Source organism: Ideonella alba (assembly GCF_018069875.1).
Classification (GTDB): domain Bacteria; phylum Pseudomonadota; class Gammaproteobacteria; order Burkholderiales; family Burkholderiaceae_C; genus Ideonella; species Ideonella alba.
The window spans coordinates 192,792-209,393 of the sequence record NZ_JAGQDF010000011.1 but is presented as its reverse complement, the minus strand read 5'-3'; the positions used below and the strand labels follow the sequence as shown (position 1 = coordinate 209,393).

The window sequence follows — 16,602 nt, the reverse complement described above, 5'->3', positions numbered from 1 at the left end:
ACGATCTGCACGTCCTTGGCGAAGTTCTGGATGGCGGCGCGGAACACCATGCGGCCGATGCGGCCGAAGCCGTTGATTCCGATCTTGAGGGTCATGGGTGGGGTCTCGTCAGTTCAGGCGGATTCATGACAGCGCGGGCGCGTAGCCCCAGGCGCGGTTGGCCTCGACCACCAGTTCGGCGATCTCGGGCAGGCTGTTGAAGACGCGGTCGGGGTGCGCCAGCTGGATCGGCTCGCCGCTGTTGTAGCCCCAGGGCACGGCCCAGGCCTCGGCACCGGCAGCCCGCGCGGTCTCGACGTCGGTGCGCGAATCCCCCACATGGGCGGCGCGGTGGGTCTGGCCGCCCAGCACGCCCAGCACATGGTGCAGGCCGGCGGGGTCGGGCTTCTTCTGTGGCAGCAGGTCGCCGCCGACCACGTAGTCCAGCATGTCGGCCAGGCCGCAGCTGCGCAGCACCTTGGTGGCGTAGCGGTGTTCCTTGTTGGTCAGGCAGGCCACGCGCACGCCGTGCTCGCGCAGCGTGCGCAGCGCGTCACGGCAGCCCGGGTAGGGCTTGGCGGTGAGGCCCGCGGTGGCGCCGTAGTGGGCGTCCAGCCGGGCCAGCACCGCATCGGGGCGCAAGGTGTCGGCGCGCTCGGGCTGCTCCAGCAGCACATGGGCCATCAGCCGCATCATCATGTGACGCGCGCCGTGGCCGATGAAGCCGGTGATCATCGCCGGGTCCTGGCGCGGCACGCCGAACTCGGCCAGCGTGCGGTTGGCCGCTTCGGCAATCTCGTCGGCGGTGTCGACCATCGTGCCGTCGAGGTCGAAAGTGATGACGCTGTAGCGCATGGCAGGGCCCCGGTCAGTTGGAAGATCGCTCGATCTGCGGCTCGCGCTCGATCTCCTCGGCCACCAGGGCCGCGAGGTGATCGGCGGTGAAGCCGAAGGCTTTCATCAGGGTGGGGCCTGGGGCCGATTCGCCGAAGCGGTCGATGCCCAGCACCGCCTGGCAGCCGTACGCCGCCCACAGCTTGCTGCTGCCCGCCTCCACCGCCACGCGCGGCAGGTGGCGGCCCAGCACCGCCTGGCGCCAGGCGCTGTCCTGCTGGTCGAAGACCGTGGTCGAGGGCATCGAGACCACCCGCACCGCCACGCCGCGCTCGTCCAGCAGCGCCTGCGCCTGCATCGCCAGCGCCACCTCGGAGCCGGTGGCCACGATCACCGCGCGCGGCTGCGGGCGGTCGGACAGCACGTAGCCGCCGCGTCGGATGGCCGCGGTCTGCTCGGGCGTGCGCGGCTGGGCCGGCAGGTTCTGGCGCGACAGCAGCAGCGCGCTGGGTCGGCTGCGGCTCATCAGCGCGTGGCCCCAGGCGACGAAGGTTTCGGCGGCGTCGCAGGGGCGCCAGACGTCGAGGTTGGGGATCAGGCGCAGGCTGGACGCATGCTCCACCGGCTGGTGGGTCGGTCCGTCCTCGCCCAGGCCGATCGAGTCGTGCGTCAGCACATGCACCACGCGACGGTTCATCAGCGCCGCCATGCGGATGGCGTTGCGGCTGTAGTCGCTGAAGGTCATGAAGGTGCCGCCGAAGGGGATGAACCCGCCATGCAGCGCGATGCCGTTCATGATGGCCGACATGCCGAACTCGCGCACGCCGTAGTTGATGTGGCGCCCGCCCGGCTCACCGCCACGCACGGCGCCACAGCCCGGCCAGTCGGTCAGGTTGGACGCGGTGAGATCGGCCGAGCCGCCCAGCAGTTCGGGCAGGCGCGGGCCCAGCTCGGCAATCGCCTGCTGCGAGGCCTTGCGTGAGGCCACCGTCTCGCCACGCTGCTGCACCGCAGCCACGGTGCTGATCCAGTCGGCCTCGAAGCCCAGCGGCAGCTCGCCGGCCATGCGCCGCTCCAGCTCGCGCGCCTCGGTCGGGAAGAGCTTGCGGTAGGCCGCCCAGCGCGCACGCCATTCGCCTTCCGCATCGGCGCCGCGGCCGCGCGCATCCCATTGGGCGGCCACATCAGCCGGCAGCTCGAAAGGCGCGGCGCTCCAACCCAGGGCCTCGCGGGTGGCGGCGATCTCGGCGGCGCCCAGCGGCTCGCCGTGCGCCTTGGCCGTGCCTTCGCGGGCCGGCGAGCCCTTGCCAATGGTGGTGCGGCAGATGATCAGCGTGGGCTGGGCACTCTGACCCTTGGCCGCGGTGATGGCCGCGTCCAACGCGTTCACGTCATGGCCATCGACCGGGCCGATGACGTGCCAGCCACAGGCGCGGAAGCGCGCTGCCGTGTCGTCGGCAAACCAGGGCGTGACACCGCCGTCGATGCTGATGCCGTTGTCGTCGTACATCGCCACCAGCTTGCCCAGCTTCCAGGCGCCCGCCAGAGAAATCGCTTCCTGGCTAATGCCTTCCATCAGGCAGCCATCGCCCAGGAAGACCCAGGTGCGGTGGTCGATGAGGGTGTGGCCGGGGCGGTTGAACTCGTCGGCCAGCAGCTTCTCGGCCAGCGCCATGCCCACCGCGTTGGTGATGCCCTGGCCCAGCGGGCCGGTGGTGGTTTCCACGCCCGGGGTGTGGTCCACCTCGGGGTGGCCGGGGGTGAGGCTGCCGCGCTGGCGGAACTTCTTCAGCTCGTCCATTGGCAGCGGGTAGCCGGTGAGGTGCAGCAGCGCGTACAGCAGCATGCTGGCGTGGCCGTTGGACAGCACGAAGCGGTCGCGGTCCCACCACTGCGGGTTGGAGGGGTTGTGCTTCAGATGGCGGTGCCACAACGCCTCGGCCATCTCGGCCATGCCCATCGGCGCGCCCGGGTGCCCCGAGTTGGCCTGCTGCACCGCGTCCATCGCCAGCGCGCGCAGCGCATTGGCCAGCACATGGCGTTGCCCATTGTCCGCACGGACCACACGGTCCGAAGAGTTCGATGCCATCACCGGCTCCAAGAGAGAAGGAAGTTGTCCACCAGCACAGCGACAGGCTGCACCCGCGGTCCGCAGTCATCGTGTCCAGCGACCACCGCGGATCCGGCTCTGCCGGCCCGCCAGCGGTGCCCCCGGGGGGGGAAGCGGCCGCCAGGACGCTTCGGGGGGGCTTAGATCGCCCCGAGCGCGCGCTTGCGGCGCTCCATCATTCGCCAGATGTAGGGCGTGAAGATCAGCTGCATCGCCAGCTCCATCTTGCCCCCCGGCACCACCAGCGTGTTGGCCCGGCTCATCCAGGAGTTGTTGACCATGTTGAGCAGGTAGGGAAAGTCGATGCCCTTGGGGTTGGAGAAGCGGATCACGCAGATCGATTCGTCCGGCGTGGGAATGTCACGGGCGATGAAGGGGTTGGAGGTGTCGACCACCGGCACGCGCTGGAAGTTGACATGCGTGTGGGCGAACTGCGGGCAGATGTAGTGCACATAGTCGGGCATGCGGCGCAGGATGGTGTCGGTCACCGCCTCGGCGCTGTAGCCGCGCACGTTCTTGTCGCGGTAGAGCTTCTGGATCCACTCGAGGTTGATCACCGGCACCACGCCAATCAGCAGGTCGGGGTGGCGGGCGATGTTGATCTCGGGCGTGACCACGGCGCCGTGCAGGCCCTCGTAGAACAGCAGGTCGGTGCCCTCGGGCAGGTCTTCCCAGGGCGTGAAGGTGCCGGGGTCCTGCTTGTAGGGCGCGGCCTCCACCGGATCGTGCAGGTACTTGCGGCGCTTGCCGGTGCCGGTTTCGCCGTAGCTGCGGAACAACTGCTCCAGTTCGGGAAACAGGTTGTTCTCGGGGCCGAAGTGGCTGAAGTGCTTGTCGCCCGCCTTCTCGGCCTCGGCCTGGCGCTTGCGCATCTCCAGGCGGTCGTAGCGGTGGAAGCTGTCACCCTCGATCACCGCGGCGGTGACGGCCTCGCGGCGGAAGATGTTCTCGAAGGTGCGGGTCACCGACGAGGTGCCGGCACCGGAGGAGCCGGTGATGGCGATGATCGGATGCCTTTCGGACATGGTGGGTCTCCTGTGAATCGAATGCGGTGCGGGCCGGTGCGTCAGTCGCGGAACAGCGAGCGCTCTGAGAAGAGCGGATTCACGCTCTCCTTGGCGGCCGGCTCGTGGTGGTAGCGCTCGATGCGCTCGACCTCGTTCTTCGAGCCGAACACCAGGCCGATGCGCTGGTGCAGGCCGCTGGGCTTGACGCCGAGCACCGGCTGGCGGCCGGTGGAGGCGCGCCCACCCGCTTGCTCCATCAGGAAGCCCACCGGATTGGCCTCGTAGAGCAGGCGCAGGCGGCCGGGCTTGCTCGGGTCCTTCATGTCGCGCGGGTACATGAAGACGCCGCCGCGCATCAGGATGCGGTGCGCCTCGGCCACCATGCTGGCGATCCAGCGCATGTTGAAGTCCTTGCCGCGCGGGCCGGTGGCGCCGGCCAGGCATTCGTCCACATAGCGCTTGACCGGCGGCTCCCAGAAGCGGCTGTTGCTGGCGTTGATCGCGAACTCGCGGGTGTCCTCGGGCACGCGCACATCGCTGTGCGTCAGCATGAACTCGCCCAGGTTGGGGTTCAGCGTGAAGCCGGCCACGCCGTTGCCCACGCTGAGCATCAGCATCGTCGTGGGGCCGTACAGCGCATAGCCGGCGGCAACCTGGGTGGCGCCGGGCTGCAGGAAGTCGGCCTCGGTCACGTCGCGGCCGCTCTTGATCACGTCGTCGGGCGCGCGCAGGATCGAGAAGATGCTGCCCACCGACACGTTGACGTCGATGTTGCTGGAGCCGTCCAGCGGGTCGAACACCAGCAGGTACTTGCCGCGCGGGTAGCTGGCGGGGATCTGGTAGGGCAGCTCCATCTCTTCCGAGGCCATGCCGGCCAGCAGGCCGCTCCACTCGTTGCGGCGGATGAAGACCTCGTTGCTGATCACGTCCAGGCGCTTCTGCACCTCGCCCTGCACATTGACCTGGCCAGCCTGCACGCTGGGCATGGCGTCGCCCATCGTGCCGCCCAGTTCGCCAAAGGCCACGGCCCGGGCAATGGCCTTGCAGGCCAGCGCCACGTCCAGGATCAGCGCATTGAGCGCGCCGCTGGCCCCGGGAAAGCGGCGCCGCTCCTCGATCAGGTACTGGGTCAGCGTGCTGCGGTTGGACAGTGGCATGGCGGGTCTCCTGGGATCACTTCTTGGCGGGGGCCTGGTGTGGACAGGCCGATGAGGACCGAATGTAGAAACGCGGTCGTTTAAGGTAAATTCATTGATATTTGGCTCCTGATTCAGGAGAACTTAATGAAGACCGTGACCTTCCGCCAGCTCCGGGTTTTCACGGAGGTGGCGCGCCACCTGAGCTTTGTCCGCGCCGCCGAAGCCCTGCACCTGACCCCACCCGCGGTGACCATGCAGGTCAAGGAACTGGAGGCGGCGATCGAGCTGCCGCTGTTCGACCGCCAGGGCCGCAAGGTCAGCCTGACCACCGCCGGCGAGTACTTCCTGGTCTACGCCAAGCGCCTGCTGGCCACGCTGAAGGACGCCGATGTGGCGATGGCCCGTTTTCGCAAGCTGGAGACCGGCATCCTGACCGTGGGCATGGTCAGCACCGCCAAGTACTTCGTGCCGCGCCTGCTGACCCGGTTCAGGGAGGAGCACCCCGGCGTGGAGGTGAAGCTGCAGGTCAGCTCCAACCGCGAGCAACTGGTGGCGCTGATGGCCACCGCCGAGGTGGACCTGGCCATCATGGGCCGCCCGCCGAAGGAGCTGGCCACGCGCGCCGAGCCCTTTGCCGCCCATCCGCATGTCTTCGTGGCGCCGCCCCGGCACCCGATCTTCCGCAGCGGCCACCCGCCGGTGTCGGCGCTGGCCAACTACCCGCTGATCGTGCGCGAGCCCGCCAGCGGCACCCGCGCGCTGATGGACCGCTTCTTCCAGGCCCACCGCGTGGAGCCGCGCATCGCCATGGAGATGCCCAGCAACGAGACCATCAAGCAGGCGGTGATGGCCGGCATGGGCCTGAGCTTCCTGAGCCTGCACACGCTGGGGCTGGAGCTGCGGGCCGGCGAGATCGAGCTGGTGCATGTGGAAGACACGCCGGTCATCCGCACCTGGAACGTGGTGCACCTGCCCTCGCGGGTGCTGTCACCTGCGGCCGAGGCCTTTCGCTACTTCATCATCGAAGAGGGCGAGAACTACCTGGCCGAGCACGACCGGCCGTGGCTGCAGCCAACCGCCGAGGGCTGAGCCCGCCGGCGCTCAGCGCCGCCGGCCCATCGACAGCAGATCGCCGTCGTTGACCTCGCAGGCCGGATCGGGCCCGTAGGCCGTATCCATCACCCGGCCATCGTCGCCCACGCCCACCATGAACCACTGGCAGAAGGGCGCGTCGTAGCGGTAGGCCCAGACCGTCTGCGGCGGCCGCGCCACGCGGAAGCGCTTGGCGGGCGGGCCGATGCGCCGGCGCAGGTCCTCGGTGCTCATGCCCGCGACGATGGTGGCGAAGTTCGCCTCGGTCAGCACCTGCTCGCCCGACAGCAGGCGCTCGTCGGCGGCAAAGCGCAGCTGGTAGGTGTACTTGCCAAAGGGGCCGGTGGCGTACTCCAGCACGCGCTGGCCGTTCTCGCCGGGGAACTCGTAGGTCGGGTAGCCCAGGCGGGCGACCACGCCGTTCAGCGGCTCGCCGGGGGTCCAGCGGGACGGCGTGGCGCAGGCGCAGAGCAACAGGGCCAGCGTGGCAGAAGCAAGGGCGCGCATGGCCCCATCCTACGCCCGGTGAGTGCCCCTCAGGGCGTCAGCAGATACGCCCGGGATTGCCCGCTGAGGGTGTTCTGCGCCTGACCGACGATCCAGCCCAGGTTGTTGATCGCCGTCGCACTGGTCAGCACCCAGCCGGCGGCGCGGGTGGGCGCGTCCAGCAGGTCGTTCAGGTCGATGACGCGCTTGCCCTTCCACAGCGTGGCGCGGTAGAAGAACCCCCCGGTGGCCTGGCTGGCGCCGACGATGTGGCCGCGGCGGTTGATGCCCTGGGCCTGGCTGTTGTCGCCGCCCAGCGTGCCCAGGTCGGTGGCCACGCCCAAGGTCCAGCTCACGGCGCGCAGGGCGGTGTCGCCGGGCACGCTGGCGTAGCCCACCACAGTGCCACTGCGGTTGATGCCCAGGGCAAAGCCCAGGTTGCCGCCCAGCGTGGGCAGCGCGGTGGCCGTGCCCTGGTCCCAGACCACACCGCGCGTGCCGCTGTCGCCCGCGGTGCTGCTGTAGCCCACCACCACGCCCCGGGTGTTGACCGCATAGGCGGCGCTGGTCTGGCCACCGATGGTGCCCAGGTCGGTGGCCTGGCCCTGGCTCCAGCGGCCTGCCACCGACTGCTGGTCGCCGGTGCGCGTGGATTCGCCCACCACGTCGCCCTTGGCGTTGATCCCGTTGCCATAGCCGGCGGTGCCGCCCAGCGTGCCCAGGTCGGTGGGTGTCAGGCCGTCCCAGCGCACCACGTGCAGGTCGCGGTCGCCCGCCAGCAGCGAATAGCCGGCGATCTGGCCGGCATCATTGATCGACTGCGCCCCGCTGCTGCTGCCGCCCAGCGTGCCCAGGTTGGTCATCGTGCCCGCCTGCCAGAGAAAGCCCCGCTGGGAGCCATCGGGCATCTGGCTCCAGCCCACCACCTGGCCGGCGGCGTTGATGCTGGTCGCGCTGCTGGAGGTACCGCCCAGGGTGCCCAGGTCGGTGAAGGTGTAGGGGGCGGCCTGGCAGGCCGCCGCGGCCAGCAGCCCACCCGCCAGCGTCCATGTCCGAAGCCTTTGGCGCGCGCGACGTGCCGGCTCCTGGTGGAGCATGGGCGAAGCATCCAAACGGGTGGGGGTGTTCATCATGGCCGGCATCCTCTCGCTGTGGTCGTGGCCGGCGGCCGGGATGGCGCGACGGATTCGGATGATTCTGCGGGGCACCCAGGCGCGCCGCCAGACTGGCAAACGCGGGATGCGCTGGGCGTCAGCGGGTCAGCGCGGCGAAGACTTCCGGCAGCCGCCGCGGCAACTGCTCCACCCGGTCGACCACGCTGAAGCGCTTGCCGAAGATGCGCCGCAGGTAGTCGTCCGCCGCGCGGTCCACGCTGACCGCATGCACGGGCAGCCCCTGGCCGGCCAGCGTGCGCACGGCATGCGCGGCATCGGCCACCAGGTGCTGCGGGTCCGGCGCGTCGACATCGCTGGGCACACCGTCGGTCAGCACCAGCATCAGGCGCTGGTCGGCGGGGCGGGCCAGCAGCGCATCGCCGGCGTGGCGCAGTGCGGCGCCCAGGCGGGTGCTGAAGGCGCCTTGCACGCCCGCCAGACGGGCGGCGGGGTGGCCGTCGGACCAGCGCTCGCCAAAGCCCTTGAGGTGCCACATGCGCACCTCATGGCGGGTGTTGGAATGGAAGCCGACGATGGCCAGCTGGTCGCCCAGCGCGTCCACCGCTTGCGCCAGCAGCGCGACAGCGGCGCGGCTGAGCGACAGCACGGTCTCGCCCGGTGCGCCGGGCACCGGGTCGTTGACCGACGCCGACAGGTCCAGCAACAGCGTGACCGCGAAGCGCCGGCCCTCGGGGCGGGTGCTCATCTGCACCCGGGTGTCGACCGCCTGGCCGCTGGCGCGGGCGTCCACCAGGGCGCGCACCGCGGCGTCCAGGTCCAGTTCGCTGCCCTCCACCTGGCGGCGCAGGCGCGCGCGGTCCTGCGGGCGCAGGTGCTGCAGCAGGCGCTGCAGGTGACGCGCGGTGCCGGCGTGGCGCTGCAGCAGCCGATCGATCTCGGACGCATCGCCGGCAGGCTGCAGATGGTCGTAGACGCTGACCCAGTCGGGGCGCAGCTGCTGCGCGGCCTCGTCCCACTCGGGATGTCGGCGCGGGGGCAAGCCGTGCTCGTCGTGGGTTGGCAGGCGGCGGGCGGCGTCGTCGAAGGACTGTTCCTCGTCGCCGTCCTCGATGAAGCGCCAGAGGTGGCGGTTGTCGTCGCGCCAGTCGACCTGGGTGCCGTCGAACACCACGTCGGCGAACTGGTCGCTGGCGCGGCGGCTGCGCGCGGCCCAGCCCAGCGCCAGGCGGGACATCGCCGTGCTGTCGGCGCCGTCAGCCAGCGCAGCGTCGAAGGCGGCCAGCGTCTCGTCCTCGAGCGCGTCCTTGGGCGCGCCGAACAGCAGCGCGTGCGACAGCCGCGTGAGGCGCACGCGCAGGCCGCTCTGGCGCGATTCATCCACGCTGTCCAGCGTCGGGCAGGGGTGCAGCGACTGCATGGCGCTGCGCAGGCCGGGGCAGCGCTGCAGCAGTGCCCGGTCGACGCGGGCATCTTCCAGGCATTCCACGGCCAGGCGCTGCAGCGGGCTCCAGTTGTCGGCCACCAGCGCCTGGCTGTGGCGGCGGTGCAGTGCCAGGTGGCCGATCATCAGGCGGTAGCGGGTGGTGGCGCTGATGCCGTTCACCTCGTCCAGCACCTCGGGCAGGCGCAGGCCCCACAGCGGGGTGTCAGCGTCGCCGTCGTTGGCCAGCCAGGTCTGGGGCAGCGGCGCCTCGGCGTCCACCGGTTGCGGGACCAGCGTGGCGTCCCACTGCCACAGCGATTGCAGCGTGCACTGCAGGCGGCGCTGGGCGTCCATCAGCAGCGTGCCGTGGCGCTCGCGCTGCAGCAGGGCACGGCTGTCGTCGGATTCGGCGGCGAAGAAGGCGATCTGCCGCTGCGGGTGGCCGCCGTGGGCGCGGATGCCGGCCTCGATCCAGCGCGCCAGGCCATCCAGCGGCACCTGGGCCACCAGGCGCGGCGCGGCCTGCAGCAGCGCCGGCAGGCCGGGGCTGGGCTCGGTGGCGTGGCGGCCGTGGATGGACACGCTGGTGCGCTGCATCAGCCCCACCACCAGTTGCAGGTAGCGGCGCAGCGCGGGCTCGGAGGGCAGGCGCCGCGCCACCGCGGGCAGGCTCTGCAGCAGCGGCGCGATGCCGCGGCCGTTGGGTGATTTCTGGAACGTGCCGATGGCCTCGCGCAGCGGATGCATGACCGCTTCGCCGGCGGCGTGGGCGACCTCGGGCCAGGCCTCAAGTGCGGCCAGCACGGGCTCGGGACCGCGGCCCAGGCGGGCCAGCCAGGCGCACAGGTCCATCCACTCGCCAGCGCCGGTGTCGCTGAGCAGCGGCAGGCCGCGGTCCAGCGCGTCGTCGAAGACGGCGTCCACCTCGGAGAAGACGCGGCCCAGGCGTTCGCGCCACAGCGGGTGGCGGGTGCTGGACTGGGGGGCGAGCATGGCCTTCAGGCGAGCAAGGCGTCGATCGCGTGCTCCAGCGACTCGCGGATGTCGGCGTCGTCGGTGATCGGCTGCACCATCGCCATGCGTGCGGCGGCGGCAGGCGCCACGCCGCGCTGGATCAGCGTGCCGGCGTTGACCAGCAGCCGGGTGGAGATGCCCTCGGCCAGGCCGTGGCCCTTCAGACGGCGTGCCGCATGGGCCACCTCGATGAGTTGCGCGGCCAGGGGTGCGGCCACGCCGGTTTCGGCCACCAGCACCGCGGCTTCCTGGGCCGCGGCGGGATAGTCGAAATCAAACGCGCAGAAACGTTGCCGGGTGCTGGGCTTCAGATCCTTGACCAGGCTCTGGTAGCCGGGGTTGTAGGAGATGACCAGCTGGAAATCCGGGTGGGCGCGCAGCAGTTCGCCCTTCTTGTCCAGCGGCAGCTGGCGGCGGTGATCGGTCAGCGCATGGATGACGACCACGGTGTCCTGCCGGGCCTCGACCACTTCATCCAGGTAGCAGATGCCGCCATGGCGCGCGGCCAGCGTGAGCGGACCGTCCTGCCAGCGGGTGCCGTCCGGTTCCAGCAGGAAGCGGCCCACCAGGTCGGCAGCGGTCATGTCCTCGTTGCAGGCCACGGTGACCAGTGGCCGGCCCAGTTTCCAGGCCATGTGCTCGACGAAGCGGCTCTTGCCGCAGCCGGTGGGGCCCTTGAGCATCACCGGCAGCCGGGCGGCCCAGGCGGCCTCGAACAGCGCCACCTCGTCGCCCTGCGGCTGGTAGCGCGGCTCGGCGGTGATGCGCCAGTCGTGCAGCGGGTCCATGGCGGGGCTCAGCGGTGGATGCCGACCAGCTTCTCGCGCCAGCCCGGGTACAAGGCGTCGGCGTCCTTCGGGAAGCTCTCGAAGGCGCGCGCGAACTCGCGGTGCTCCTTGGCCCATTCGATCGGGTCGGCCTTGGCCTTCCAGCAGTCGTAGGCCTGGCGCAGGCTGCGCGCACCGGCAGCCGGCGAATCAATGTGGCCGTAGCTGCCGCCACCCGCGGTGTTGATGACGTTGCCGTGGCCCAGGTTCTCGAAGAAGCCCGGCAGGCGCAGCGCGTTCATGCCACCCGAGATGATCGGCGTGGTGGGCTTCATGCCGAACCACTCCTGGTGGTAGACCGGGCCGGTGTAGCTGTCGCGCTCGATGATGTAGGCGATCGCGCGGTCGTCCTTCTCGCCCTCCATCTTGCCGTAGCCCATGGTGCCCACGTGGATGCCGCTGGCCCCCTGCAGGCGCGACATCTTGGCCAGCACATAGGCGGTGTAGCCGCGCTTGGCGCTGGGGCTGGTGACGGCGCCATGGCCGGCGCGGTGGTAGTGCAGGTACTGGTTGGGGAAGTTGCGGCGGGCGGTGGTGATCATGCCGGGGCCGCCCACATAGCCGTCCACCAGGAAGGCCACCTTGTCGGCGTCGGGGCCGAACTGCTCGAGGATGTACTCGCCGCGGGCAATCATCTCGTGGTGGTCGTCGGCGGTGATGTTGGCCGAGAACAGCTTGGCCTCACCGGTTTCGTCCATCGCGCGCTTCATGGCATCGACCACCAGCGGGATGGTCTTCTTCATCGGCGCGAAGACCTGGTTGCCCTGCGGTTCGTCGTTCTTGATGAAGTCGCCGCCCAGCCAAAATTCGTAGGCCGCCTTGGCGAAGGGCTCCGGCCGCAAGCCCAGCTTGGGCTTGATGATGGTGCCGGCGATGTAGCCGCCGTTCTGGACCGGCCGGCCCAGCACCCGCCACAGGTCGGAGATGTCCTTGCTCGGGCCGTCGAACAGCTGGATGGCGCGCGGCGGCATCCAGAAGTCGATGATCTTGGCGTGCTGGATGTCGCCCATGCCCTGGTTGTTGCCGATCACCAGGGTCAGGAAGCTGACCATCATCATCCGGCCGTCAGTGATGTTGCGGTCGAACAGGTCCAGCGGGTAGGCGATCCGCATGTCCTCGTTGGCCTCGTCGATCCAGTAGACCAGCGCGTCCACGCCCTTGGTGAACTCGTCGGTGGTGCTGACCTCGACGTTCGTTCCAGTGGAGGACTCAGCCGCAAAGTGAGCAGCCGCTTCCAGATAGCCATGACCCGCCTTCGGCTTCATCTTGTAGGCCACCAGGATGTGGCGCCCACCCTTGATCAGGTCCTCCTCGCGCAGGCTGAGGTCGGCGTAGCGGTTCGATTGGTCCATGCTGGGTCTCCGTCTGGGATGCGATGGAGTGCATGCTAGAAAGACCCTACGATAAGTGGAAGTCAGTTGTTTTGACTTCTCAGTTAAGTATCTTATTAACCTGTAGCAGACCGCTCACTGCCCTGACCGGCCGTTGGGTCGACTGCGGCGGTGTGGCGCGGCGGGCGAGGGGGAATTCGCTTGTCCTCATGTCCCCCGGCCTGCGGCCTCCTCCTTGACTTCGGCCAAGCGAACTCCCCCTCACCCGCTACCGACGTTCCCGCACTGCTCGCGCGAGCAGTCCCGAAACGGTGCCAAGCGAGGTGGGGGAAAGGGGTCGAACGAAGTCAAGGAGGAGGCCGAAGGCCGGGGGACATGAGAGAGACCCCTTTCCCCCGCCTCGCCTCGACCACCTCCGCGGGCAATGACTGCCTTGGGCAGTTTGCAGCCGCACCCGGTCCAGCTGTCGATAATCGCCCACATGAACCTCAAGCAGCTGGAGTACTTCGTCAGCGTGGCTGAGTTGGGCAGCTTCAGCAAGGCCGCGGTGGTGCTGGACATTGCCCAGCCGGCCTTGAGCCGCCAGGTGCGCGCGCTGGAGATCGACCTGCGGGAGACGCTGCTGCTGCGCAATGGCCGAGGCGTGGTGCTGACCGATGCCGGTCGGCGGCTGTTCGGCCATGCCACCGAGATCCTGCAGCAGGTGGCCCAGGCGCGGGCCGACATGGGGGCCAGCCGCGACGAACCGGTGGGGCATGTCACGATTGGTGTGCCGCCCAGCATTGGCCGCCAGCTCACCCTGCCCTTGATCGAATCCTTCGAGCGCCAGTTGCCCCGCGCGCGGCTGGCCCTGGTGGAAGGCCTGTCCAGCCATGTGGCCGAGTGGATCAGCACCGGCCGGGTCGACCTGGGCCTGGTGCACAACCCCGAGACCCAGCCCGGCCTGGAGTTCCGTCCGCTGCTGGAAGAACGGCTGTGCCTGGTGCAGCGCGCACGCGACGCCACGCGTGGTCCGCTGCCGTTCCGCGATCTGGCGCCACTGCCGCTGGTGCTGCCCGAGCGTCAGCACGTGATCCGCCGCCAGCTCGACAGCCAGGCCACGCTGGCCGGGCTGACGCTGCAGGTGCGCTGGGAGGTCTCCAGCATCGCCGCCATCGTCGACCTGGTGGCCGCCGGACACGGCCATGCGGTGCTCACCGCCAGCGCCGTGGCCGCCTCGGGACGGGGCGATGAACTCGCCGTGCGTCCGATCACCGACCCGCCGCTGATCAGCGTGCTGTGCCTGGCCAGCTCGGCCCACAAGCGCCCCACGCCGCTGATGCGCCAGGCCAGCCGCCTGATCGGCGAGCTGGTCAAGGCCCTGCCCCAGGGCACCGCTGCCCGCTCTTTGCCGGGCTGAACCACCCACCCAGGAGACACCGATGCGCGCCATCTGGAAGAACACCGTCATCGCCGAGAGCGACGACACCGTGCTGGTCGAAGGCAACCACTACTTTCCCGCCTCGGCGGTCAAGCCGCAGCACCTGCTGCCCAGCAACACCCGCACCATGTGCAGCTGGAAGGGCGAGGCCTCGTACATGACCGTCTTCGTCGACGGCGACGCCCTGCCCGACGCCGCCTGGACCTACGCCGCGCCCAAGGACGCAGCCGCCGAGATCCAGGGGCGCATCGCCTTCTGGAAGGACGTGAAGGTGGTGGAGTGACTCAGGCGCGGGTGCCGCCGGCCGGCAGCGAATAGTCGGCCGCCTCGCCCAGCGCCTCGATCAGCGGCCCCAGCCAGGGCTCGAAGTGGCGCCAGTGGTCGACGGCCTGCGGGTCCAGCGGTCGGCGCACCTGCTCGGAGCTGGGGGTGAGGACCTGGCGGGTGTTCTCGTGAAAACGCAGGCAGGCGGCGTCCCAGGGCAGGCCCAGATGGTCCAGCAACTGGCGCAGCACCGGCTCGGGCTGCTGCACCAGTGATTCGTAGTGCAGCGTGAGCACGCGGCCCGGCTGCAGGCGCTGCACGTGGCTGACCAGGCGCAGGTAGTGGCGGTAGTACTGGCCCAGTTCCTCCAGCGCCAGCGCACCACGGCCGTAGGCGCTGTACATCGACCAGGCAGTGGCCACCGGGTGGCGCCGCACATCGACGATGGCGGCGTTGGGCAGCATCGCGCGGATCAGGCCCAGGTGCAGCACGTTGGCGGGCTTCTTGTCGATGAAGCGCGGGCGGTCGCTGTGGCGGTGGGCGCCGGCTCGGCGCAGGTAGTCCTGCCCCAGCGCCGCCCAGCGCTCGGGCGGCTGCTGCAGCAGCGCGCGCACATGCGCGGGTCCGAGCTCGCCGCTGCGGCGCTCGGCCAGCACGCGCGCCAGGTGGCCCACATAGGGCAGCTCGGAGGTGCCCTCCACCGCCGGGTGGCTGGCCAGCATCTGCTCGACCAGCGTAGAGCCCGAGCGCGGGCGGCCGACGATGAAGATCGCCGCCGCTGACGGATCGCCCTGCCCCGCACAGCGGGCGAAGAAGGCCTCGTCCAGGCCCTGGATCTGGGCGTCGACCATGGCCTGCAGGGCGCCCGCGTCGTAGTGGATGCGCGCGCGCAGGCTGCGATTGGCCTGGTGGTACAGCGCAAAGCTCTCGGCGTACTCGGCGCGCAGTTCCAGCGCGCGCGCCAGCGCGAACTGCAGGGCCGGGCGTTCGGATTCAGGCAGGCTGCGGCGGCCCAGCCGCTGGCGCAGCGTGGCCAGGTCCGCGTCGTCGAAACCCCAGGTCTTCAGGTTGGCCAGCGCCGCCCAGGCGGCGCCGCAGTCGGGCTGCAGGCGCAGCGCGGCGCGGTAGGCCGCCACGCAGTCGGCGCTGCGGCCGGCCACGCGCAGCGCATGGCCCAGGCGCACCTGGAAGGCCGGCTGTTTTGGCGCGGTGGCCAGCAGGCGCTCGACCAGCGGCAGGACCTGATCACCCAGCCCCAGGCGCTCCAGCACATTGGCCTGGTGGTGCAGGAACAGGGGTTGCGCCGGCTGGTGGCTCAGCAGCTGATCCAGGTGCTGGCGCGCCGCAGCCAGTTCCTCGTCGCGCAGCAGCAGCTCGACCAGCCGCCAGCGTGCCGGGTCATGGCCCGGTGCCAGGGCCAGGCAACGCTGAAGCTGCTCGATCGCCTGCGGCGCGCGGTCCAGGCGCTCGCTGGCCTGCGCGGCCAGCCACCAGGCGTCGGCGTCGTCCGGGTGAGCGGCCAGGTGCTGGCGCAGTTCCAGGTCGGCCAGCAGCGACTGGCGCTCGCGCAGCGCGGTGGCCTGCGCGCGCAAGGCGGCCGGCGGCGGGCACTGGCGCGCCAGCGCGGCGCGCGCCGCAGCCAGCGGATCGTCGGCCGCCGGGGTGGGCTGGGCGGCAGGCCGGGCCACTCAGCGGTGGGTGAAGCTGGCCGGGCGCTTTTCCAGGAAGGCGCCCATGCCTTCGCGCTGGTCCTCGGTGCCGAAAAGCGCGTGGAACAGCCGGCGCTCATAGCGCACACCGGTGGACAGGCCGCTCTCGAAGGCCTCGTTGACCAGTTCCTTGATCATCATCACGCTGGGCTGGCCCATGGCGTTGATCTGGCCGGCGGTGACCAGGGCCTCGTCCAGCAGGCTGGCGGCCGGCACCACGCGCGAGACCAGGCCGCTGCGCTCGGCCTCGTCGGCACCCATCATGCGGCCGGTCAGCAGCATCTCCATGGCCTTGGCCTTGCCGATGGCGCGCGGCAGGCGCTGCGTGCCGCCGGCACCGGGCACGATGCCCAGCTTGATCTCGGGCTGGCCGAACTTCGCGCTGTCGGCAGCGATGAGCACGTCGCACATCATCGCCAGCTCACAGCCGCCGCCCAGCGCGAAGCCGCCCACCGCGGCGATCACCGGCTTGCGGACCTGGCGGATGGTTTCCCAGTTGCGCGAGATGTGGCCTTTCTTGAAGGCGTCCATGTGGCTGTAGCCCGCCATCAGCGAGATGTCGGCGCCGGCGGCGAAGGCCTTCTCGTTGCCGGTCAGCACGATGCAGCCGATGCCGTCGTCGGCGTCAAAGGCCAGCAGCGCGGCGCCCAGCTCGTCCATCAGCTGGTCGTTCAGCGCATTGAGCTGCTTGGGGCGGTTGAGGGTGATGACGCCGGTCTTAAGCGCGCCGTCGCCGCGCACCTCGGTGAGGATGCATTCGTAGGCCATGGAAGTCTCCTGCGGGCCGCCCCAGCACCTGGGGCAGCGGGTTCATCGGGGGGATGGGCCGATGATAGAGGCGTTCGGGCCGGC

The 16,602-nt window shown here is 70.2% G+C and carries 15 protein-coding genes; 3 read left to right on the top strand and 12 right to left on the bottom strand.

The window, feature by feature from the left end; translation table 11 throughout:
• The 5 genes from KAK07_RS18510 to KAK07_RS18490 form a co-directional block, all read right to left on the bottom strand.
• Window positions 1-95 (bottom strand): glyceraldehyde 3-phosphate dehydrogenase NAD-binding domain-containing protein (locus KAK07_RS18510; protein ID WP_210862457.1); only part of this gene is annotated, 95 nt, incomplete at its 3' end.
• 28 nt (window positions 96-123) lie between these two features.
• The gene (locus KAK07_RS18505) at window positions 124-834 is read right to left on the bottom strand and encodes an HAD-IA family hydrolase (RefSeq protein WP_210862405.1); all 711 of its coding nucleotides are present in this window, start codon (window positions 832-834) and stop codon (window positions 124-126) included.
• A 13-nt stretch (window positions 835-847) separates the two neighbouring features.
• Window positions 848-2,902 (bottom strand): transketolase, encoded by a 2,055-nt coding sequence (tkt, locus tag KAK07_RS18500; protein WP_210862403.1) that lies wholly within the window; start codon window positions 2,900-2,902, stop codon window positions 848-850.
• 161 nt (window positions 2,903-3,063) lie between these two features.
• A complete protein-coding gene (locus KAK07_RS18495; RefSeq protein ID WP_210862401.1) occupies window positions 3,064-3,948 on the bottom strand; it encodes a phosphoribulokinase in 885 nt (294 codons plus the stop codon).
• A 41-nt stretch (window positions 3,949-3,989) separates the two neighbouring features.
• Window positions 3,990-5,087 (bottom strand): class 1 fructose-bisphosphatase, encoded by a 1,098-nt coding sequence (locus KAK07_RS18490; protein WP_210862399.1) that lies wholly within the window; start codon window positions 5,085-5,087, stop codon window positions 3,990-3,992.
• Window positions 5,088-5,213: 126 nt separating this feature from the next.
• Here KAK07_RS18490 and KAK07_RS18485 point away from each other — a divergent pair, with 126 nt between their 5' ends.
• On the top strand, window positions 5,214-6,158 hold the full coding sequence (locus KAK07_RS18485; protein WP_210853132.1) for a LysR family transcriptional regulator: 945 nt from the start codon (window positions 5,214-5,216) through the stop codon (window positions 6,156-6,158).
• A 12-nt stretch (window positions 6,159-6,170) separates the two neighbouring features.
• Here KAK07_RS18485 and KAK07_RS18480 read toward each other — a convergent pair whose 3' ends face one another.
• The 5 genes from KAK07_RS18480 to KAK07_RS18460 form a co-directional block, all read right to left on the bottom strand.
• Window positions 6,171-6,668 carry a hypothetical protein gene (locus tag KAK07_RS18480; protein ID WP_210862398.1) on the bottom strand — a complete coding sequence of 166 codons (498 nt, stop codon included), beginning with the start codon at window positions 6,666-6,668 and terminating at the stop codon, window positions 6,171-6,173.
• A gap of 29 nt (window positions 6,669-6,697) precedes the next feature.
• On the bottom strand, window positions 6,698-7,744 hold the full coding sequence (locus KAK07_RS18475) for a hypothetical protein (RefSeq protein WP_210862396.1): 1,047 nt from the start codon (window positions 7,742-7,744) through the stop codon (window positions 6,698-6,700).
• A 154-nt stretch (window positions 7,745-7,898) separates the two neighbouring features.
• Complete coding sequence (locus KAK07_RS18470) at window positions 7,899-10,178, bottom strand: nitric oxide reductase activation protein NorD (RefSeq protein WP_210862394.1); 2,280 nt, start codon at window positions 10,176-10,178, stop codon at window positions 7,899-7,901.
• A gap of 5 nt (window positions 10,179-10,183) precedes the next feature.
• Window positions 10,184-10,987 (bottom strand): CbbQ/NirQ/NorQ/GpvN family protein, encoded by an 804-nt coding sequence (locus KAK07_RS18465; protein ID WP_210853140.1) that lies wholly within the window; start codon window positions 10,985-10,987, stop codon window positions 10,184-10,186.
• 8 nt (window positions 10,988-10,995) lie between these two features.
• Complete coding sequence (locus KAK07_RS18460; RefSeq protein ID WP_210862392.1) at window positions 10,996-12,378, bottom strand: ribulose-bisphosphate carboxylase; 1,383 nt, start codon at window positions 12,376-12,378, stop codon at window positions 10,996-10,998.
• Window positions 12,379-12,838: 460 nt separating this feature from the next.
• Between KAK07_RS18460 and KAK07_RS18455 the strand changes: the two genes are divergently transcribed.
• Entirely contained in the window at window positions 12,839-13,756 is a 918-nt protein-coding gene (locus KAK07_RS18455; RefSeq protein WP_210853144.1) for a LysR substrate-binding domain-containing protein, read from the top strand.
• 22 nt (window positions 13,757-13,778) lie between these two features.
• The gene (locus KAK07_RS18450; RefSeq protein WP_210862390.1) at window positions 13,779-14,060 is read left to right on the top strand and encodes a DUF427 domain-containing protein; all 282 of its coding nucleotides are present in this window, start codon (window positions 13,779-13,781) and stop codon (window positions 14,058-14,060) included.
• A gap of 1 nt (window position 14,061) precedes the next feature.
• Here the strand turns inward: KAK07_RS18450 and KAK07_RS25835 are convergent, their stop codons facing one another.
• The gene (locus KAK07_RS25835; RefSeq protein WP_210862388.1) at window positions 14,062-15,729 is read right to left on the bottom strand and encodes a tetratricopeptide repeat-containing sulfotransferase family protein; all 1,668 of its coding nucleotides are present in this window, start codon (window positions 15,727-15,729) and stop codon (window positions 14,062-14,064) included.
• Window positions 15,730-16,518 (bottom strand): enoyl-CoA hydratase, encoded by a 789-nt coding sequence (locus KAK07_RS18440; protein ID WP_210862387.1) that lies wholly within the window; start codon window positions 16,516-16,518, stop codon window positions 15,730-15,732.
• Window positions 16,519-16,602: the final 84 nt, after the last annotated feature.